The 21,050-nt window shown below is 42.1% G+C and carries 23 protein-coding genes; 2 read left to right on the plus strand and 21 right to left on the minus strand.

Annotation, left to right across the window (positions count from 1 at the left end):
• Nucleotides 1-28: 28 nt before the first annotated feature.
• From atpD to mnmG, 12 genes are all read right to left on the minus strand, one after another.
• On the minus strand, nucleotides 29-1,414 hold the full coding sequence (gene atpD, locus QR722_RS19245) for a F0F1 ATP synthase subunit beta (RefSeq protein ID WP_286284650.1): 1,386 nt from the start codon (nucleotides 1,412-1,414) through the stop codon (nucleotides 29-31).
• Nucleotides 1,415-1,445: 31 nt separating this feature from the next.
• The gene (gene atpG / locus QR722_RS19250) at nucleotides 1,446-2,306 is read right to left on the minus strand and encodes a F0F1 ATP synthase subunit gamma (protein ID WP_286284652.1); all 861 of its coding nucleotides are present in this window, start codon (nucleotides 2,304-2,306) and stop codon (nucleotides 1,446-1,448) included.
• A gap of 71 nt (nucleotides 2,307-2,377) precedes the next feature.
• The gene (gene atpA / locus QR722_RS19255) at nucleotides 2,378-3,919 is read right to left on the minus strand and encodes a F0F1 ATP synthase subunit alpha (protein ID WP_286284654.1); all 1,542 of its coding nucleotides are present in this window, start codon (nucleotides 3,917-3,919) and stop codon (nucleotides 2,378-2,380) included.
• 14 nt (nucleotides 3,920-3,933) lie between these two features.
• The gene (gene atpH, locus QR722_RS19260) at nucleotides 3,934-4,467 is read right to left on the minus strand and encodes a F0F1 ATP synthase subunit delta (RefSeq protein ID WP_286284655.1); all 534 of its coding nucleotides are present in this window, start codon (nucleotides 4,465-4,467) and stop codon (nucleotides 3,934-3,936) included.
• Between the two features lie 14 nt (nucleotides 4,468-4,481).
• Nucleotides 4,482-4,952: a F0F1 ATP synthase subunit B gene (gene atpF / locus QR722_RS19265; protein WP_286284656.1), complete on the minus strand. Its 471-nt coding sequence runs from the start codon at nucleotides 4,950-4,952 to the stop codon at nucleotides 4,482-4,484.
• A gap of 39 nt (nucleotides 4,953-4,991) precedes the next feature.
• Nucleotides 4,992-5,240 (minus strand): F0F1 ATP synthase subunit C, encoded by a 249-nt coding sequence (gene atpE, locus QR722_RS19270; RefSeq protein ID WP_008842484.1) that lies wholly within the window; start codon nucleotides 5,238-5,240, stop codon nucleotides 4,992-4,994.
• 57 nt (nucleotides 5,241-5,297) lie between these two features.
• A complete protein-coding gene (atpB, locus tag QR722_RS19275; RefSeq protein WP_286284662.1) occupies nucleotides 5,298-6,098 on the minus strand; it encodes a F0F1 ATP synthase subunit A in 801 nt (266 codons plus the stop codon).
• Nucleotides 6,099-6,155: 57 nt separating this feature from the next.
• Complete coding sequence (locus QR722_RS19280) at nucleotides 6,156-6,551, minus strand: ATP synthase subunit I (protein ID WP_353506894.1); 396 nt, start codon at nucleotides 6,549-6,551, stop codon at nucleotides 6,156-6,158.
• A gap of 369 nt (nucleotides 6,552-6,920) precedes the next feature.
• Nucleotides 6,921-7,790, minus strand: a complete 870-nt coding sequence (locus QR722_RS19285) for a ParB/RepB/Spo0J family partition protein (RefSeq protein WP_286284664.1) — start codon at nucleotides 7,788-7,790, stop codon at nucleotides 6,921-6,923.
• Nucleotides 7,791-7,813: 23 nt separating this feature from the next.
• Nucleotides 7,814-8,599, minus strand: a complete 786-nt coding sequence (locus QR722_RS19290; RefSeq protein ID WP_286284666.1) for a ParA family protein — start codon at nucleotides 8,597-8,599, stop codon at nucleotides 7,814-7,816.
• 46 nt (nucleotides 8,600-8,645) lie between these two features.
• Nucleotides 8,646-9,287, minus strand: a complete 642-nt coding sequence (rsmG, locus tag QR722_RS19295) for a 16S rRNA (guanine(527)-N(7))-methyltransferase RsmG (protein WP_286284667.1) — start codon at nucleotides 9,285-9,287, stop codon at nucleotides 8,646-8,648.
• Nucleotides 9,287-11,197, minus strand: coding sequence for a tRNA uridine-5-carboxymethylaminomethyl(34) synthesis enzyme MnmG (gene mnmG / locus QR722_RS19300; protein ID WP_286284668.1), 1,911 nt, complete (start codon nucleotides 11,195-11,197; stop codon nucleotides 9,287-9,289). Before mnmG ends, rsmG begins: the two co-directional genes overlap by 1 nt.
• Before the next feature lie 799 nt (nucleotides 11,198-11,996).
• On the opposite strand from mnmG, the gene QR722_RS19305 reads away from it, so the two are divergent.
• Both QR722_RS19305 and QR722_RS19310 read left to right on the plus strand, forming a co-directional pair.
• Nucleotides 11,997-13,166, plus strand: coding sequence for a hydroxymethylglutaryl-CoA reductase (locus QR722_RS19305; protein WP_286284669.1), 1,170 nt, complete (start codon nucleotides 11,997-11,999; stop codon nucleotides 13,164-13,166).
• Between the two features lie 78 nt (nucleotides 13,167-13,244).
• Nucleotides 13,245-14,033 carry a DUF4097 family beta strand repeat-containing protein gene (locus tag QR722_RS19310; RefSeq protein ID WP_286284670.1) on the plus strand — a complete coding sequence of 263 codons (789 nt, stop codon included), beginning with the start codon at nucleotides 13,245-13,247 and terminating at the stop codon, nucleotides 14,031-14,033.
• A gap of 64 nt (nucleotides 14,034-14,097) precedes the next feature.
• On the opposite strand, the gene QR722_RS19315 is transcribed toward QR722_RS19310, so the two are convergent.
• The 9 genes from QR722_RS19315 to rpmH all read right to left on the minus strand — a co-directional run bounded on the left by QR722_RS19315 (nucleotide 14,098) and on the right by rpmH (nucleotide 20,599).
• Entirely contained in the window at nucleotides 14,098-14,913 is an 816-nt protein-coding gene (locus QR722_RS19315) for a DnaA ATPase domain-containing protein (protein ID WP_286284671.1), read from the minus strand.
• 39 nt (nucleotides 14,914-14,952) lie between these two features.
• Nucleotides 14,953-15,609 carry a DnaT-like ssDNA-binding domain-containing protein gene (locus QR722_RS19320; RefSeq protein ID WP_286284673.1) on the minus strand — a complete coding sequence of 219 codons (657 nt, stop codon included), beginning with the start codon at nucleotides 15,607-15,609 and terminating at the stop codon, nucleotides 14,953-14,955.
• A 6-nt stretch (nucleotides 15,610-15,615) separates the two neighbouring features.
• The gene (gene mioC / locus QR722_RS19325) at nucleotides 15,616-16,062 is read right to left on the minus strand and encodes an FMN-binding protein MioC (protein WP_286284674.1); all 447 of its coding nucleotides are present in this window, start codon (nucleotides 16,060-16,062) and stop codon (nucleotides 15,616-15,618) included.
• A 12-nt stretch (nucleotides 16,063-16,074) separates the two neighbouring features.
• A complete protein-coding gene (gene mnmE / locus QR722_RS19330) occupies nucleotides 16,075-17,445 on the minus strand; it encodes a tRNA uridine-5-carboxymethylaminomethyl(34) synthesis GTPase MnmE (RefSeq protein WP_286284675.1) in 1,371 nt (456 codons plus the stop codon).
• An 8-nt stretch (nucleotides 17,446-17,453) separates the two neighbouring features.
• Entirely contained in the window at nucleotides 17,454-17,936 is a 483-nt protein-coding gene (locus QR722_RS19335) for a YajQ family cyclic di-GMP-binding protein (RefSeq protein ID WP_286284676.1), read from the minus strand.
• Nucleotides 17,937-18,050: 114 nt separating this feature from the next.
• Nucleotides 18,051-19,724: a membrane protein insertase YidC gene (yidC, locus tag QR722_RS19340; protein ID WP_286284677.1), complete on the minus strand. Its 1,674-nt coding sequence runs from the start codon at nucleotides 19,722-19,724 to the stop codon at nucleotides 18,051-18,053.
• 153 nt (nucleotides 19,725-19,877) lie between these two features.
• Nucleotides 19,878-20,132, minus strand: a complete 255-nt coding sequence (gene yidD / locus QR722_RS19345; RefSeq protein WP_286284678.1) for a membrane protein insertion efficiency factor YidD — start codon at nucleotides 20,130-20,132, stop codon at nucleotides 19,878-19,880.
• Nucleotides 20,087-20,455 carry a ribonuclease P protein component gene (gene rnpA / locus QR722_RS19350; protein ID WP_286284679.1) on the minus strand — a complete coding sequence of 123 codons (369 nt, stop codon included), beginning with the start codon at nucleotides 20,453-20,455 and terminating at the stop codon, nucleotides 20,087-20,089. The genes yidD and rnpA overlap by 46 nt, the downstream gene beginning before the upstream one ends.
• A gap of 9 nt (nucleotides 20,456-20,464) precedes the next feature.
• Nucleotides 20,465-20,599: a 50S ribosomal protein L34 gene (rpmH, locus tag QR722_RS19355; protein WP_008842504.1), complete on the minus strand. Its 135-nt coding sequence runs from the start codon at nucleotides 20,597-20,599 to the stop codon at nucleotides 20,465-20,467.
• Nucleotides 20,600-21,050 lie beyond the last annotated feature (451 nt).

Here is a 21,050-nt window from a genome sequence, read left to right on the forward strand (position 1 = left end):
CACAGGAAAAACGTATCAAAGATACGTCTTATTTACCTTTTGCTTTTTCGATGGCTTCGTCAATTGAGCCAACCATATAGAATGCCTGTTCTGGTAAGTGATCATACTCACCGGCTAGGATCCCTTTAAAGCCACTGATAGTATCTTTCAAAGATACATATTTACCTGGCGAACCGGTAAATACTTCAGCAACGAAGAATGGTTGTGACAAGAAACGTTGGATCTTACGTGCACGAGATACAGACTGTTTGTCTTCTTCAGACAATTCATCCATACCCAAGATAGCGATAATATCTTTAAGCTCTTTGTAACGTTGTAATACAGACTGAACACCGCGAGCCGTGTCGTAGTGATCTTGACCGATTACAAGTGGATCAAGCTGACGTGAAGTAGAATCTAGTGGATCAACCGCTGGGTAAATACCCAAAGAGGCGATATCACGAGACAATACAACTGTCGCATCCAAGTGAGCAAAAGTTGTCGCTGGGCTAGGGTCAGTTAAGTCATCCGCAGGTACGTATACCGCTTGGATGGACGTAATTGAACCTGTCTTAGTTGATGCGATACGCTCTTGAAGCACACCCATTTCTTCAGCAAGGGTAGGCTGGTAACCTACAGCAGAAGGCATACGACCTAGTAGTGCAGAAACTTCTGTACCCGCTAGTGTATAACGATAGATGTTATCAACAAAGAATAGAACGTCACGACCTTCGTCACGGAATTTCTCAGCCATAGTCAAACCGGTCAACGCTACGCGTAAACGGTTTCCAGGAGGCTCATTCATTTGTCCGTAAACTAGTGATACTTTATCAAGTACGTTAGATTCGTTCATTTCATGATAGAAATCGTTACCCTCACGAGTACGCTCACCAACACCGGCGAATACTGAGTATCCACTGTGCTCGATTGCGATATTACGAATCAATTCCATCATGTTTACAGTTTTACCTACACCCGCACCACCGAACAAACCAACTTTACCACCTTTTGCAAAAGGGCAAACCAAGTCGATTACTTTGATACCAGTTTCGAGTAGTTCAACTGAACTAGATTGTTCTTCGTAGCTAGGCGCTTCACGGTGAATAGACATACGCTCTTCTTCACCAATTGGACCTGCTTCGTCGATAGGATTACCTAGTACATCCATAATACGGCCCAGTGTTTTAGTTCCCACTGGCACCATGATGGGTGCACCTGTATTTTCTACAGTCAGACCACGGCTTAAACCGTCGGTAGTTCCCATTGCGATACTACGTACCACGCCGCCACCAAGCTGCTGTTGCACTTCTAAGGTTAATCCCTGTAAGTTACCTTCAGTAACTCTCAGTGCGTCATAGATTGTTGGAACGGAATCTTGTGGAAATTCAATATCCACAACCGCGCCAATGATTTGGACGACCTTACCTTGACTCATGTTTAGTCCTCATTAATTTTTAAACCTTTGCCTACACCGCTGCCGCGCCGCTCACAATCTCACTAATTTCTTGTGTGATTGCTGCCTGACGTGCTTTGTTGTATACCAATTGCAAATCGTCGATTAGATCGCCGGCATTATCGGTAGCCGCTTTCATTGCGACCATTCGAGCCGCTTGCTCTGACGCAGTATTTTCTACTACGCCTTGGTACACCTGAGATTCGATATAACGGACCATCAATTTTTCCAAAATAGGTTTTGGATCTGGTTCGTATATGTAGTCCCAACGATGCTTCAATTCTTCTTCATCAGACTTAGGCAAAGGTAACAATTGATCGATTCTGGGTTCTTGCGTCATGGTATTGATGAAGTCGTTGTAGACCAAAAACAAACGGTCTATCGAACCTTCATTGTATGCGTTTAACATTACGCGTACAGAGCCAACCACGTCTTGAACACTGGGTGAATCACCGATGCCAGATTCTGCGGCTAATACTCTGCCACCGAATCGACCGAAAAATGTACATGCTTTTGCGCCTAGGGCAGCAAAGTCAACGTCCACGTCTTGTTCTTTCCACTTTTTGATATCTGCAGTAACTTTCTTAAACTCGTTAGAGTTCAAACCACCACACAAACCACGATCAGTTGAAATAACAATATAACCAACACGTTTAACCTCTCGTTCTTCCAAATAAGGATGACGATATTCAAGGTTACCGTGGGCAACGTGACCAATCACTTTGCGCATGCTTTCGGCATATGGACGACTAGATTCCATACGGTCTTGCGCCTTTTTCATTTTAGACGCGGCGACCATTTCCATAGCACTGGTGATCTTTTGAGTATTCTTGATACTCCCGATCTTACCTTTTATCTCTTTACCGCTGGCCATGACTTATCTCCGATTACTCAACAGACCAACCGCTGTATTGCTCATATTGAGCTTTACAGCGATTGTATTGATTACCACGTTTGTGTCGCTTTGAATTTTTCCAAAGCTTCAGCTAACTGGGCTTCAATTTCACCGTTATAGTTACCGGTGTCGTTAAGTGTTTTCATAAGCTCAGCATATTCGCTGTTCATGAATGAATGCAGTGAAGATTCAAAATCTAGCACCTTATTCAGTTCAATCCCTTTAAGGTAGCCTTTTTCAACTGCGAACAAAGACACACCCATGTCACCTACAGATAGTGGCGCATACTGGTTTTGCTTCATTAATTCAGTAACACGTTGGCCATGTTCTAACTGCTGACGTGTGGCTTCATCAAGATCAGATGCAAACTGCGAGAACGCCGCCAATTCACGATACTGAGCTAGGGCTAGACGGATACCGCCACCCAACTTCTTGATGATTTTAGTTTGTGCCGCACCACCAACACGAGATACCGAAATACCTGCGTTAACCGCTGGACGAATACCTGCGTTAAACAAATCAGATTCTAGGAAGATCTGACCATCGGTAATCGAGATTACGTTGGTTGGTACGAATGCTGAAACGTCACCCGCTTGGGTTTCAATGATTGGCAATGCCGTCAATGAACCTGTTTGGCCTTTAACTTCGCCCTTAGTGAACTTTTCTACATATACATCGTTTACACGAGCTGCACGCTCTAGTAGACGAGAGTGAAGATAGAAAACATCACCAGGATAAGCTTCACGACCAGGAGGACGACGAAGTAGCAATGAAATTTGACGGTAAGCTACTGCTTGCTTGGACAAATCATCATATACGATAAGGGCATCTTCACCGCGGTCGCGGAAGAATTCACCCATAGTACAACCAGAGTAGGGTGCCAAGTATTGTAACGCAGCTGATTCAGAAGCCGTTGCAGCAACCACAATTGTGTGGCCCATTGCGCCGTGCTCTTCAAGCTTACGTACTACGTTTGCAATTGTTGAAGCCTTTTGGCCAACCGCAACATAGATACATTTAACGCCAGTACTTTTCTGGTTGATGATGGCATCGATTGCCAATGCAGTTTTACCTGTTTGACGGTCACCGATGATCAATTCACGCTGACCACGACCAACTGGGATCATGGCATCAACAGACTTATAACCAGTCTGGATAGGTTGATCAACAGATTGACGTTCGATTACACCAGGTGCGATTTTTTCTACAGGTTCAAAACCTTCAGCTTCAATCGCGCCTTTGCCGTCGATAGGTTCACCCAAGGTGTTAACCACACGACCAAGTAGGGCACGCCCTACTGGCACTTCCAAAATACGACCTGTAGATTGGACTTTCATACCTTCTTGTAGATCCGCATAAGGACCCATTACTACCGCACCCACTGAGTCACGCTCAAGGTTCAGTGCAATAGCATAACGACTACCAGGAAGCTCAATCATCTCACCTTGCATAACATCGGCAAGGCCGTGGACACGAATGATACCGTCAGTAACACCAACGATTGTACCTTCGTTACGAGCTTCACTTTTTACATCAAACTGTTCAATTCGTTTTTTGATCAGTTCTGCAATTTCAGTGGAATTCAGTTGCATGCTCTATTTCCCCGCTATGATTGTAGTGTGTCTGATAGACGGTTTAATTTCGATCTAACCGAGCCATCAATTACTGTGTCGCCGGCTTTAATAATTACACCAGCTACGATGTCAGCATCGACACTACAATTCAGCTTAACTTTTCGTGCAAGACGCTTCTCAAGAGACGCGCTGATTTCATCAAGTTGTTTTTTACTCAGTTCAACGGCAGAGGTAACTTCAACGTCAATCTCTTTGTCATACTCAGCTTTGTAGTGATTAAACAACAAGGCAATTTCAGGTAACGCTTTCAGACGTCCATTTTCAGCCAAAACATGTATCAGGTTTTGACCCGCTTGGTCGAGTTGTTCGCCACATATATTGACGAATAAATCTGCTAATTTTTCTGCTGCCATAGCGCCAGACAAGATGTCAGTCACCGAATCATTTTTTGCTACTTCAGCGGCAAACACTAGCATTTCTTGCCATTGTGTAATGGCATTTTTCTCGACCGCATAGTCGAAAGCTGCTTTAGCATAAGGGCGAGCGACAGTTGTCAATTCAGACATAGCTCATGTGCCCCTTATAGCTCAGCGACAAGTTTTTCAACTATGTCACTTTGTGCAGCGGCGTCGATTTCTCGACCCAAAATCTTCTCAGCACCTGCAACAGCCAAAACTGCTACTTGCTTACGCAGATCTTCCTTCACACGGTTACGCTCTGCTTCGATCTCAGTGTGACCCTGTGCGATGATTTTTTCACGCTCAGAATGACCACGTTGGGTTTCTTCATCGACGATTTGCGTAGAACGCTTTTTCGCTTGTTCGATGATTTCAGCCGCTTGAGACTTAGCATCTTTGAGAAGCTCGGTTGCTTTATGTTGTGCCAATTCAAGGTCTTTTTCACCTCGTTCTGACGCAGCTAAGCCGTCCGCAATTTTTTGTTGGCGTTCTTCAATAGCGCCCATTATAGGGGGCCATACATACTTCATGCAGAACCACACGAAGAATATAAATGCTATTAATTCGCCTAGTAGAGTGGCATTGATATTCAAGTCCGCTCCTCCTCTATTCGTTGATTACAAGTAAGGTGCTTAAACAGCGAACTTCGCGCTTTCAACGAACAACAAGAATAGAGCGATAGCAACACCGATCATCGCGATAGCATCGATAAGACCCGCTACGATGAACATTTTAACTTGTAGTGTTGGAGCAAGCTCTGGTTGGCGTGCAGCAGACTCTAAGAATTTACCACCCAATATACCGAATCCAATAGCAGGACCCAATGCACATAGACCAATCAAAATACCAACTGCGATATATAGATTACCCAAGATTTCCATAGATTTTCACCTTTGTGTTTTAAGTTAAAGTTTAAATAAAAATAGTAATGTAAAAAATTAATGCTCTTCACTTGCTAGGCTCAAATACACGATGGTTAACATCATGAAAATGAACGCTTGCAAAGGAATAACCAATAAGTGGAATGCAGCCCACATGAAATGCAACGGCAACTGCCATAGCCCCATAGTGCCCGCAATCAGGATGAATATCAGCTCACCAGCGTACAAGTTACCGAACAAACGCAATGACAATGACAAAGGTTTGGCAAGTAACGAAACTACTTCAAGGATAAAGTTGAACCAGTATAACCACGGCGTGTTAAACGGATGAGCATATAGCTCCTTCATAAAGCCGCCGAAGCCTTTAATTTTGACCGAATAGTAAATCATCAAAATAAAGACGCCAATAGACAAAGCGAAAGTCATGTTCACGTCAGTGGTAGGTACCACTTTCATATAAACGTGGCTCGGATCATAACCGAGTTGACCACCAATAAATTGTGCAAATGAAGGCAAGAAATCGACAGGGATTAAATCCATAAAGTTCATCAGCAATACCCATACAAAGATGGTTAACGCTAATGGCGCAATAAGAGGACTTTTACCATGATAGGTGCTTTTCACCGTATCTGAAACAAACTCAACGATTAACTCAACCGTCGCTTGCCATTTTCCTGGTACCCCAGCAGTGGCTTTTTTAGCTACTGCACGAAAACTTAAAATAAACACTAATCCAAGAACCACAGACCATGCCAGCGTATCGACGTGAAAGGTCCAAAACCCTTCTCCGACTGCCGCATTGGTCAAATGGTGCTGAATATAACCGCTAATGGTTTGTTCGCCACCCGATCCTGCCATTTTCCCATCCAAAATTATAAAGTTAAAAATACTGGTACCACATCTCGTTATAAGCGACTAAGTGAGCTTATCAACCCGATGTAAAAAAATGATTATCGGCCACTGGGCCGCTACCGTAATAATATATGTGACTATTAACGGTAAAAACTGAATTTCAGACCACTTCAGCGCTAAGGCGAATAAAATGATGGTCATAAAAAATTTCAGTTTATTGCCTTTGCTAAAACTCTGCACTACCAACTTGTTTTGCGTAGCGCCAGCATATTTAAACGCAAAATGGGCAAATATGAATGCTGGTATAAGACAGCTAACACCACCCAAAGCTGCTGATATACCACTATTTTTCCCAGCTAAGAGGGTAAAAATAACAGCACTGACAATGGAAACTATCGTCTGAAAAATCAGAACTTTTCTGGCCAACTGTCGACCTACATGGCTCAAACTAGTTGCCAATTTATCCCTCTATACATTCAAAGCTAAACAAAAAGCGCCAAAAGTATACTGTTTTATCGCAAATATTCAACCATTAAGCGTGTTTTGTTGTTGCTTTGGTAAAAGTACGAAGCTACCTACAAAAGCCCCACAAAAAGTAATGATTTTGTGTTTCCAACCTTTACGCTTACTATTTACCCATGTGGGGTAAAATACCGCTTTATTCTAGGCTAATCGGTAGCCGTCAAACAATTCTAACTCAGCCTACATGACCTTAGTTGCTTTGTCATTTTAATGCAGAAATCCGGCCCCAACGGGCAGTGGTTGCTGTTAAGCTGCACTATCTAATGTCATAAACGTAAAAATGAAGGTTTTTGGGTGTAAAATAACTTATTTAATGTGTGTCAGAATACCGTCTAGCTCATCCAAACTGGAAAAATTGATGACCAATTTTCCTTTGCCTTTTGCATTGTGGGCAATAGTTACCGCCGCGCCAAGATTTTCAGATAATTCATTCTGTAAACGCTGCACATCAGGATCAATACTTTGCTCCGTTTTGGCCTTAGCAGGCTCAAGAAGCTTACGCACTAAGTTTTCGGTATCTCTTACCGTCATACCTTTACCCGAAACCGTTTGTGCGGCATCGGTTTGCAGCTCACCTGTTAAAGCGAGTAGGGCACGGGCGTGACCCATTTCAATATCACCGTGTTCTAATAATAACTTTACATCTTCATTAAGATTATTCAGACGTAATAAATTTGTGACGGTAGTTCGAGATTTACCTACGGCTTCAGCCACTTCTTGGTGAGTTAACTCAAATTCTGTCATCAGACGGTCTAATGCTTGTGCTTCTTCCATTGCATTAAGGTCTTCTCGCTGTATGTTTTCAATCAGCGCAATCGCAACAGCAGCTTCATCAGGAACGTTTTTGATAATACAAGGCACAACTTCTTGCTGGGCTAATTGCGAGGCCCGCCAGCGACGTTCACCGGCAATAATCTCATATTTTTGTTCGCCAACCTGACGTACCACTATAGGTTGAATGATCCCTTGAGAACGAATTGAAGAAGCTAAATCATCTAACGCTTCTGGCGACATGTCTTTACGAGGTTGATATTTACCCGGTTGCAAAAATTCAATCGGTATTTTTTGCAATTCGCTTTCACTTTCGGAAATACTAGACTCTTGCTTGGTATTTGCATTGCTTGTTGCAAGCAGTGCATCAAGTCCTCTTCCTAAACCTCTTTTCTTCGACGACATGTCAGCTACTAACCTTTTTTTGCTTAACTGGCTTTTTTCATATTTTTATCACGGCGGCGCAATATCTCACCTGCCAAGGCTAAATACGCTTTTGCGCCAGTGGACGATTTGTCGTAATACATCGCAGGTGCACCAAAACTTGGCGCTTCGGCTAGACGCACATTACGGGGAATAACAGTACGATAAACTTGCTCACCAAAATGACGTTTGAGTTGTTCAGACACGTCATTGGCAAGTCGATTACGCGGATCATACATGGTGCGAAGTACACCCTCAATTTTTAAATCTGGATTGACCACTGATGCCAGTTTTTTAATGGTGTCCATTAACGCAGTTAAGCCTTCCAGAGCATAGTACTCGCACTGCATGGGCACTAGCACTGAATCAGCGGCCGCCATTGCATTAACGGTTAATTGGTTTAAAGAAGGCGGACAATCAATAAAAATATAATCGTAATAATCTCGCACCGGCGCCAAAGCATTTCGCAGGCGTAATTCACGAGCGAAGACTTCCATTAACTTTATTTCTGCAGCGGTAACGTCACTATTACCAGCGATTAAATCGTATTTACCGCTGGTTTCGGTGATCACCACATCTTGAATCGGTTTTTCTTCGATCAGCAACTCGTAACAAGTGGATTCAACATCATATTTATCAACACCACTTCCCATAGTGGCGTTGCCCTGCGGATCCAAGTCGATTAATAATACTTTTCGTTTGGTAGCAGCCATGGATGCAGCAACATTGACTGCCGTGGTAGTTTTACCCACTCCACCTTTTTGATTTGCAATTGCTATGACTTTCGCCAAGTTATTCTTCCGCTTGCTGATTAACTGGTTGTTGATCTTTAAAAGACTAGGCGAGTTTCCTGATTCTAATCAAGTGTCGCTGTCCTTCCAATGTTGGGATCGTTAGTGGTATTGATTCTACCACTTCAAAACCTTCTGGTAGAAGGGCAATTTCATGTTCTGGATATTGCCCTTTCAACGCGATAAATTCACCTGTTGAATCTACCAGATGTTGACACCAGTGCAACATATCTTTTATCGACGCGAATGCTCTGCTTAGCACTCCATCTAGAGCAATCTCGCTATTGTACTGCTCTACCCGCGATTGCACAGGCTGAATATTTTTTAGACCCAGTTCAAAGCTCGCTTGTTTCATAAACCTCACTCGCTTACCTAAACTATCGAGCAATACGAAATGTTTATCAGGGTGCATTATCGACAAGGGAATACCGGGTAACCCTGGTCCTGTCCCAACATCAATGTAGTGAGTTCGAGTCAGATGAGGCGCTACAACGATAGAATCAACAATATGTTTGATCAACATTTGTTGAGGATCTCGCACCGAAGTGAGGTTATAGGCCTTGTTCCATTTATGCATCATCAGCACAAAATCCACCAGCAGTTGTCGCTGCTGTTCACTGACTTCTAATTCAAGTGGTGCAACGGCATGATCAAATGCCGCAAGTAACGATGTTTTTAATTCACTCATTAAGCAATTTGCTGTGCGTTATTTGAATCTTTGCGCAACAACCCCTGTTTTTTTAAGTGAACAAGCAATAATGAAATCGCCGCTGGCGTAATGCCAGAGATACGCGTCGCTTTACCTATGGTTTCAGGCCGCGTGTCGGTTAACTTGGCCACAACCTCATTAGATAAACCAGAAATAGTACTGTAATCAAAATCCATGGGAAGCAGGGTATTTTCATGACGAAGACTTTTTGCAATTTCGTCTTTTTGACGCTCAATGTAGCCTGCGTATTTTATTTGGATCTCAACCTGTTCGGCCGCTTGTGGATTTTCAATTGCAGGCCCCAAGCCTTCAATTTTCATCAACTTGGCATAGGTCATTTCGGGTCGACGGATCAGATCTACGAGGGAATGTTCGCGACTAACTGGATTTTTCAACAGCGGATTAAGCTCACTCGTAGCCGGATGATTCGGATGGATCCAAGTGGATTTTAAGCGTTGTTTTTCCAGCTCAATCGCTTCCATTTTCAGATTAAACGCCGCCCAGCGGTTATCATCTACTAAGCCAATTTCACGGCCCTTGGCGGTCAAACGTACATCGGCATTGTCTTCACGAAGCAATAAGCGATATTCAGCACGACTGGTAAACATGCGGTAGGGTTCTTTGGTACCCATGGTAGCTAAATCATCAATTAATACACCAGCATAAGCTTCGTCACGTCGTAAAATTAACGGATCTTTTTGCAATACTTGTAAGGCAGCATTTGCTCCTGCCAATAAACCTTGTGCTCCGGCTTCTTCATAGCCTGTCGTGCCGTTAATTTGTCCAGCAAAGAACAAGCCTTGGATAAATTTGGTTTCAAGGCTTTGCTTTAAATCTCGCGGATCAAAAAAGTCATATTCGATGGCATAACCCGGGCGAATAATATGCGCGTTCTCAAAACCTTTAATTGAGCGGACCAAATCAAATTGCACGTCAAATGGCAGACTGGTAGAGATCCCATTTGGATAAATCTCTATGCTGTTTAGTCCTTCAGGCTCAACAAATATTTGATGTGAATTTTTGTCTGCAAAACGATTAATTTTATCTTCGATGGAAGGACAATAACGCGGCCCAATGCCTTCAATTACGCCCGTATACATCGGTGAACGATCAAGGCCTGATCGAATGATTTCATGGGTACGCTCATTGGTGTGGGTGATGTAACAAGAAATCTGACGAGGATGATCTTCTACTTTGCCCATGAATGACACCACCGGTAAAGGTGAATCACCGGGTTGTTCTTGCATTAAATCATAATTTAGCGAGCGAGAATCTAACCGTGCTGGCGTACCTGTTTTGAGTCGATCAACTCTAAATGGTAAAGCACGTAAGCGCTCTGCTAAAGCGATTGAAGGAGGATCACCGGCCCGACCGCCCTTATAATTTTGCATGCCAATGTGAATAGTACCGCCTAAAAATGTGCCTACGGTAAGTACCACAGTTTTAGCTTTAAATTTCAATCCCATTTGGGTAACAACACCGCTGACTCGATCATTTTCAACGATCAGATCATCACAAGATTGCTGAAAGATCGTTAAATTCGGCTGATTTTCTATCATTGAGCGGATCGCAATTCGATACAGCGATCGATCAGCTTGAGCACGTGTTGCTCTTACCGCAGGGCCTTTGCTGGAATTAAGGGTTCTAAATTGTATGCCAGCTTTGTCTGTGGCTAGTGCCATAGCACCACCTAAGGCATCAATTTCTTTTACCAAATGGCCCTTGCCGATCCCACCGATCGCAGGGTTGCATGACATTTGACCAAGGGTTTCGATGTTGTGGGTCAACAACAGCGTGTTAACTCCCATGCGTGCAGAAGCTAATGCAGCTTCAGTACCTGCATGCCCGCCGCCTACAACGATCACATCAAATTCTTGTTGGTAAAACATATACGCCTCTGGCTTTAAAATTGAATATTTTTAAACCCGCTGATCAACAGGATCGACCACAGTTTAAAAAAGGGCGCGTATTTTATCCTTTTTTTAAGCAAATATAAATGTTTAAAATTCCTTCAAGCTAAGATATTTAAAGGTTTTAAATATCTATTTTGTTTTCGATCCGAGTTAGATCGGAAATTAGCTGTTTTCTGCAAGATCGCGATCTCTAATCTTTATGATCTATATTGATCTGTAGTTTGTTTTTATTATTATTAAGCAAGGGATCTTCTGTATATAACCCATAATTATTTATTTAAATCATATAGTTAAAAGCGTTCAAAGGCTGTGATCAAAAGATGATCAACTGCGTATAAGATGTGGGTAAGTACCGATCTTATCCACAGGGCGATCGACGGGATTTTTTATCCAGTGAATAATCATAGGTTACTACAAGCTTATCCGCAGACTTATACACAGATTTCATTTTAACTAAAATGCTTTAAAAATCAAATATTTACAATATTTTGTATTTTATAGAGTTGGTGCTTTTTGTGTTTTGTTTGAATGTTAAAACGCTGCCATTTGCAAGCGTGCGCTGATCTAAATAAGATCGTTTCAGACAGATCCTTGCTAATAAGATCCCATTATTAGGCTATTCGGATCTTCTTTTGGGCATTTTATTGTCATATTGGATCGATTAATTCTTACTCATATTTATAGTTATAGATTCACTAGTAAAATTTGCTCTTGATTAAATACCTCCTACATACTAGGTAATCTTTCTATAACAATAATAAGATGAGGGTCTATCATGCCTAAAATTCCACGAGATAAAATCAATGACTATACGTTACATATGGCTAAAGCCCGCCGCGATTTCTTAACTCAACACAACAATAGTCGTTGGGATCATGTCGGGCATTTTTCAATTCAGCCTGATACCTTGCCTGGCAACATAGAAAATTTCACTGGAGTGGCTCAAGTACCAATTGGACTGGCCGGCCCTATGTTAATAGATGGCATTGATGCTAAAGGCGAGTTCTATGTACCTATGGCCACAACCGAAGGGACTTTGGTTGCAAGTTACAATCGCGGTATGCGTTTAACCCGTGAAGCTGGGGGAATCAAAACCACGGTTATTGATGATGCTATGCAACGAGCGCCGATTTTTACCTTCAATGATGCCCGTTCAGCTTTAGCATTTGGAGAGTGGGTTGAGCGCAATTTTGAACAGATAAAACAACAAGCTCAGATGACCACTTCGGTGGGTAAGCTTCGCGATATTCAACAATTTGCAGCCTCAAAAATGCGTTGGCTCAGATTCAATTTTACCTGTGGTGATGCAGCAGGTCAGAATATGGTTAGTAAAGCCACGCGGCATGCGTGCCAATGGATACTGGATCAAGATATCCCTGGGCTAGAGCATTTTGCGTTGGCGGCTAATTTGGATACCGACAAAAAACATTCCTTTATGAATGCACTACATACTCGCGGAAAGAAAGTTGTTGCTGAGGTTGTGATACCAGCTAAATTGCTTTCATCGTTAATGCATTGCACGCCGCAAGATTTGTATAAACAACGTCAATATTCGAATATGGGAGCGTTTATGGCGGGCAGTGTAAGTAACGGTGCTCATTTCGCTAATGGAATAACGGCGTTATTTATTGCCTGCGGTCAAGATGTAGCGAATGTTGCTGAATCCTCAGCCGGTTATACCTTTAGTGAAATCACTCCTGAAGGTGATTATTATTTTTCGGTCACTATTCCCTCATTAGTAGTAGCAACTTATGGTGGTGGAACTGGTCTAGCAACACAGCGGGAGTGTTTGGATGGCTTGGAGTGCTACGGACAGGGTAAGGTAAAAAAGTTTGCTGAGATTGTAGCCGCGACTGTCTTATGCGGCGAGCTTTCCCTCGCATCAGCCATCGTTGCTGATGAATGGGTGTCTAGTCATGATCAGTTTGGTCGTAATCGCCCGTAATTATTTTATTGCGGTTTAAACCTTTTGAACGTTGACTGCGACCTATGTTTAATCTAAACGTGAAAATAAGGGAAAACCATGTTCACACAGTCTCGTTTATTAATATATAAGCTCATAATATTAGTCGTCTTTTTCGCCACCTTTAGTGCGTCGGCTGAGGTTATCAATCGAACCTTTGAAGTGGATAAAGGTGGGGAGTTATACTTGCGCACTGATATGGGTCGATTAGTTATCGAGACCCATAACAGCAATGAAGTGTTATTAGAGGTAGAACTCAAAGGCGAAGACGCCGATAAGTTTGAATTGAGTCACGATGTTAATGGCGACCGGATTGAGATAATCGGTAAAATAGAACGCAAAAAAAATTGGGGTTGGAATCGAGATTTAAAAATCGAATTTCGAGTCACGGTTCCACGTGAATTCAATCTAGATATGCATACCTCTGGTGGTTCTATTCATATTGAAGATTTAATCGGAAATATTGATGCTCATACCTCAGGTGGTTCAATTTCAGTGGGTAAAGTTACTGGTGATGTTGTATTGAAAACATCTGGTGGTTCGATTGAAACTGAATCGATTTATGGCGAGTTAAATGCGCATACCTCTGGTGGCAGTATACGAACCACTATTTCTAAGCAACCTAGCAAAGATGCTGAGCTGACTACCTCAGGCGGATCAATAAAAGCTTATCTGATTGAAAATATACAAATTGATATTGATGCGTCAACAAGCGGTGGACGAGTACGCACAGATTTTGACGTGGATGGTAAAGTTAAGAAACAATCTATTCGTGGTGAAATTAACGGTGGTGGTCCTAAATTAGAATTACACACCAGCGGTGGTAGTGTATCGATTAAAAAGTTATAACCGGCCAATATCCTGTTAATTGCATAACAGTGGCACTAGGTTGCCACTGTTTGTATAAATCAGACTATTTAACTTGATTGGGCTGATAACCTGAAACGTTCATCGGCTCGGCCGCTTGGGGGGTGATTTCTTTACGGCGACTCGGGCCGGAGAATTTAACTTTGTATGTGTCATATTCTTTCATAGACTCAAAACAGTAGCGACCTAATGCGGTTTCTAGTTCGGCAAGATTGTGATTGGTGATCATTATGCAATTTTTATGATTGACCAAACGTTGTCTTAATAAATTACCTAACCAGCTTTGGGTATTCTTCTTAAGCATAGTCTCATTCACGCATACCTCATCTAAAATCAATAAGTCCACTTCGAGTAATTCTCGTTGTATTTCCCTAAATTGTTCTGCCACGTTATCAGTGGCGTTGTAATCATAAGAGAAAAAACGCATTTCTAATAAGCTAGATAACTGGCGGTATAACACCGATATTTCGTATTGTTCAATCAGTTGATGGGCAATAGCACCGGCAATATGAGATTTTCCGCGGCCATAATCGCCATAAAAAATCATCATATGAGAGCCACTTTTACGCCAGTTTGGATCATCGTGAGCGGCAATAAAGGATTGGGCAATGCTGACAGCTTCAATCACGTCTTCACTGTCTTCAACCAAGGTATTAAAGGTCCATTTTGGATTTAGATCGGAGCGACCGTGGATCTCTTGAATACGCTTTAGCTTATTTTCTAACTGCAGTTTGCGAACATCCTGATTGGCCAAACGTTCATATTCAACCCGCACCTCTTTATATTCGGTGTAAGTATCTGGAATATGTGATTTTCCTAGCGCTTTTGCAAGCTGCTCGATTTTATTTTTGATGCTATCCACTTTAATCCGCTACTGTGCTGTTGACTTGGCTAATAGTTGCTAACTGTTATTGTTGTGCTTTTTACTATATTTGGCTACCAATTGCTTGGCATTGTCGTCTGCTTCCACACCAGCTTTAGGCGCCACCCATTGGGTTCCGACTTTTTGCACATTTTTACTGCCGCTGGCGACACGTCGTTGTTTGAGCTGAAATACAAATTTTTGAGTCCACTGAAATTGGCTAAACTGCATTTCCGGTCGGCCCATCCAATAGGCAATAAATTCACCTAGCTCAGTCTGACTATATTCCCGATCGATGATACCCACTAAAGCAGCTAAATCATCAAATAGGCTTTGATGAGGTTGCCATCCCATTTTCATCGGTGTCCATTGTAGATGAAGAGTGGGGTAGTCGTCTTGCTTATTGTTGAGCAAGGGCAGATGCAGTGGCTGACCATTAAAGCTTTTGTCTAATGAAGATTGTGGGTCGAGCTCTACCAGTTGGCAGGCAACTAACTCTTTTATTAGGCTATTAATCTGTCGACCAAGGGTGAATTGTTTATCCCCTCCATTTAGCAACTCAATTAATTGCTTATAATTAAGTGGTGCGGTGATACCGGTTTGTTGATCAGCTATAGGCCTAAGCCCCAGAAAATATAAGACTCGGGCTTCATTGCTCAAAGGTTGGGTCAGGGCAGCGTGTTCAGTTGAATTCACGTTAGCCTACACATTTTCATTTTGGCGTTGCAACAAGTCCTCTAGCCATACTACTGCTGCGTCTTCCGGTATGGGATGGTGTAACACATCAATATGAATAGGTTTATGCAACATAGTGGCGTTTGCTTGTTCTAGGCTATCTTGCATTTGTATGGCACCGTTACAGTAAGTGTCGTAGCTGCTATCACCTAAGCCTACCACTAAAAAGTTAACCTCACTTAGATCTTGACCTTTTAGTTGTTTTTCAAAAGGTTGAATATTATCCGGTAAGTCTCCAGCGCCATGGGTAGAGGTACATATGAGCCAAGTGGATTGCTTAGATAAATCTTCTAGATTAGGCTCCAGCCAAATAGTTGCGCTATGGCCATGCTTTTCTAATGTTTCTTGCAGTGCATCGGCAACGTATTCACTGGCACCCAATACTGTTCCTACAATGATGTCAAAATTCGCCATGTTAAATACTCTTTATTTACCAATACAAAAAGATGAAAAAATCCGCCCTAACAAATCGTCTGAGCTGAATTCTCCGGTGATTTCATCTAGTGCCTGTTGCGTTAATCGTAGCTCTTCTGCCAAAAGTTCCCCAGCTAGGTTATCGTGTAGTTGTTGATGGCCTATATATAGATGCTCCGCGGCTCTTTCAATGGCATCGATATGACGGCGTCTGGCAATAAACTGGCCTTCGCCGCTTTGGTCAAACCCCATAATATCTTTTAAGTGTTGGGCGAGGGCTTCGATTCCTTGATTTAAGCTAGCGGATAATTTGAATACGGGCGTATCACCATGTTGTTCAAAACCTACTGACTCCCCTGATAGATCAATTTTATTACGCACCAAGGTTAAACCAATATTCTTAGGGAGTTTTTGCATAAATTCAGGCCAGATTTTATAGGGATCATTTTCTGTACTTTCACAGCTGTCCAACATAAACAGCACCCTGTCAGCTTTATTTATTTCTTGCCATGCCCGTTCGATACCAATCTGCTCAACTTTATCTTCGCTATCTCGTAAGCCTGCTGTGTCTATTATATGCAGTGGCATGCCATCTAGGTGAATATGCTCTTTCAATACATCGCGAGTGGTACCAGCAATATCCGTCACTATTGCTGCATCTCTACCTGCTAATGCATTTAATAAACTAGATTTACCCGCATTGGGCCTGCCTGCTATAACAACTTGCATGCCCTCACGTAATAGACTGCCTTGTTTAGCTTGTTGCTTTACTCGTTCAATTTGTTCAATGATATCGGCCAAATCCTTTGCCACTTTTCCGTCTGATAGAAAGTCAATTTCTTCATCAGGGAAGTCAATTGCGGCTTCCACATAGATGCGTAGATGAATAACCTGTTCAACGAGTTGGTGGATACGAGCGGAAAACTCCCCTTGTAACGAACGCATGGCACTTTTTGCTGCTTGTTCAGAACTGGCATCAATTAAGTCAGCTATAGCTTCAGCTTGGGCCAAATCCAATTTATCGTTTAAGAATGCCCGTTCACTAAATTCACCGGGTCTGGCCATACGTAATTTAGGGATACTCAATATACGTTTAATCAACAAATCAAGAATGATTTGTCCCCCATGCCCCTGTAGCTCAAGTACGTCCTCACCGGTAAAAGAATTTGGATTCTGGAAATACAGCGCTATCCCTTGATCTAGGGTCTCACCTTGCTCATCTTTAAAGGGTAAATAATGTGCTTGTCGTGGACTGATGGGATGACCCAATACTATTTTAGCGACTTCATTGGCAAGGGGACCTGATACCCGCACTATTCCCACGCCACCGCGGCCAGGTGCGGTGGCTTGAGCTACAATGGTATCATTGGACAAATCACTCATAATCTAACTTAGTCGCGAAAGTTGTTAAATTGTAAGGGTTGACCCACATCTTCGCTTTTCAGCAATGCAATTGCGCCTTGTAAATCATCTCGTTTCTTTCCGTTAACCCGTAGTTGCTCACCTTGAATGCTAGTTTGCACTTTTAGTTTATTATCTTTAATCAATTTAACGATTTTCTTGGCGGTCGGTTGGTCGATACCTTGCTTGAAGATGATAGTGCGTTTATGGGTTTTACCACTTCTGACCACATCTTGAGAATCCATTGCGGAGGTGTCTAAATTGCGTTTAGAGCAAGCGTTGCGAACCATGTCTTGCAATTGCTGTAACTGAAACTCTCCTTCAGCAACGAGTACCACTGATTCATCTTTGAACTCAATACTTGCTGGCACATTGCGAAAATCAAAGCGGGTGGTGAGTTCACGGTTGGCATTGTCCACGGCATTGCGGACTTCGCTCATATCAATTTCTGAGACAATATCAAAAGAAGGCATAGTTAGCTCCAGTAAAATAATAGGAGCTATTGTAAACGGCTCCACGGTGACAAAAAAGCCCGCAAGGGCGGGCTTTTAGATTAATTTTGTTTGATACACTTTAAAACCGCGATTTTATTTGGTTTTAAGTCCGCGTTTTTCCATTGAAGAATAGATTATTTTGGCTTGTATGAGAGTAATAATATTACTGATCAACCAATATAGAACTAGACCTGCTGGGAAGATGAAGAAGAATAAGCTCATCGCTACTGGCATCCATTGCATAATTTTTTGCTGCATAGGGTCTTGTACTGTCATAGGCTGTAATTTCTGCAACAAGTACATACTCAGACCGGTTAAGATGGGCAATACGAAATATGGGTCTTTGACCGATAAATCTGTGATCCAGAAAATAAAGTCTGCATGGCGTAGTTCAACACTTTCTAGCAATACCCAATACAAAGCTAAGAATATAGGCATTTGTAGAAGAAGAGGGAAGCAGCCGCCCATTGGGTTAACCTTCTCTTTCTTATACATTTCCATCATGGCTTGTGACATTTTCTGTCTGTCGTCACCAAAGCGCTCTTTTAACTGGGCCATTTTAGGCGCGAGATTACGCATTTTAGCCATAGATTCGTATTGTTTTTTGGTCAAAGGATACATAGCACCTTTAACGATAATAGTGATCACAATTATCGCCAGACCCCAGTTTATAACGATACTTTGGATCCACTGCAGTAAGGTAAACAGAACCTGCGAAATCATCCATAGTGGACCATAATCGACGGTTAGATCTAAGCCTTTAGCTATTTTAGCCAAAGAATCTTGATCTTTAGGACCCATGTATAAAGTAGAACTAATAGTGGTTGTGCTACCAGCGGGAACGTCTACGGTTTGACCTTTAAAACCAATGGCTGCATATCTACCTTGTATAGTTGCACTATATAATTGGTTGGTTTGGTCTTGTGGTGGAACCCAAGCAGATACAAAGTAATGCTCTAGCATCCCACTCCAACCACCTAGGGTAGTTTGGTTTAAACGTTCATCTTCCATATCGTCAAATGAAAACTTAGAATATTGGTCTTCTTGTGTTGAGTATGCACCACCGCGATAAGTCGGCATGAACATACTACTTTCTTGACCTTCGATGCTTTGCTTTAACTGGGCGTATTGTTGAAATTGCTTATCGCTGCCAGTGTTATTTTCTAAGCTGTATTCTACTTTTACCTCATGGTGACCACGGGTAAATATAAAGCTTTTGGTGACGACCAGACCATCTGCTGATGTCCATTTTAGCGGCACAATCAATTGGTCATTTTGTAAGCTATATTGTTGCTGAGCAGTTACATAAGCAGGACGACCTTTTGGTGTATCAATTGCGTCTCTACCAATTAAACCACTTTGGGCAATATACAAACTGTTGCTGTCGGGACGTAATAGGCTATATGAATCATTAGAGCCTTGGGTGACAGGAAATTTGACTAAGTTTGCCGAAACCACATCTCCACCACGTGTATCTATCAGTAGGTCAAGTGTATCTGTGGTCACTTTTACCAAACTATTACTGTTTGATACCACAGGAGATACTTGAGCTACATTATCTGATACGGGAACATCGCCGCTAGTGTTAGGAGCAGTCGCAGATGGCACGGATGTTGGAATATCAGAACTTGGAGTAGAAGGTGTAACTGATTCTACATTTTGTGTGGATTGGACGGGTTTTGGACCATAGTCGACCTGCCACTGTTGCCACAAAAGAAAACTGACCAATGCCAGGCCAATTAACAAAAAACTACGTTGGGATTCCATAAGATACTCTTCAACTACTTACGATTAACTTTGCTGCGCCAAGCGCTGCGCTATTCCTCTTCATATCTTGATTAGTCTTGATATGAATTAGTTTATTACATCTGTTTTCTTACCAGGGCGAAATAGTAAAGGCAAATGAACCAATTGATAAGCTCAATCGTGCGATTTATTGTCTTTTTCTGGTACATGATCAATTCCACCCGGATGAAGCGGGTGACATTTTCCAATTCTTTTCAAGGTTAACCAACTGCCATACAGAAAACCATGCCGCGTTATTGCCTCAATTCCATACTGCGAACAGGTTGGATGAAATCGACACGAGGGCCCAAGCATGGGTGACAACCACTTTTGGTATTGTCGTATTAACCAGATTGGGATTGCGCGCATCGATGAGAGAGCTTTTTCCATAATTTTCCTAACAGCTGAGTCAGTTGTTGGTTTGTCAGCGTGTCGAGACCACTTTTACCGACCACTACTATATCAGTGTTTGGTAGGGCATGCTGATTCAGACGAAAACTTTCTCTGACAAGTCGTTTAATACGATTACGGTCGTGAGCTTTTTTAACCCGTTTTTTAGCTACAGTAATGCCCAGCCGAGGATGGTCAAGCTGATTGTGTCGAGCTAATATAGTTAATTGGGGCGAAACTGAAGGAATGGCTTTCTGGAAGACATTTTCAAAGTGAGTGGGAGTTAAAAGTCTTAGCTCCCTTGAAAACGAATTTTCACTCACTTTGATAAATTAGGCAGATAAACGAGCACGGCCTTTAGCACGACGATTAGCAAGGACTTTACGTCCATTCTTAGTCGCCATACGGGCACGAAAACCGTGTGAACGCTTACGCTTTAAGTTACTTGGTTGAAATGTTCTTTTCATGACCTAGTCCCGATACATAAGGGTTAATACAAAATGAACATCAATAGAGTATAAACCATTGCGCTCAAAAAGGACGCTGAATACTAGAGATCTTTAATCCTATTGTCAATCGAAGATCGCACAGATCCTGAAAAAAAGTCTATCCACAATTAATTGATCCTTTTACTTGGCTGTTGATAATATTTATGATAGTGCTGGTGTTATCCACAGGTAGTGTGCTTAACTTGCTTTTTAATCCAAAAATTATCTTCGTAATAGTTATTTTGGCAGTTTATATTTGAACAGCTAATTTTTCGCAAATTTCATAATTTATAAATAAAAAATATATATAAAACAATCGTATATGTCATTTTGTTAGGCTGAGGTTAAATTTAATATCAATTCAATATTGCACTTTGTAGGTATAGTGCGAGATAATTCACAACCCCCGACGAAAAGGGGCTGAAAAAGC

Source organism: Aliiglaciecola sp. LCG003, assembly GCF_030316135.1.
GTDB lineage: Bacteria > Pseudomonadota > Gammaproteobacteria > Enterobacterales > Alteromonadaceae > Aliiglaciecola.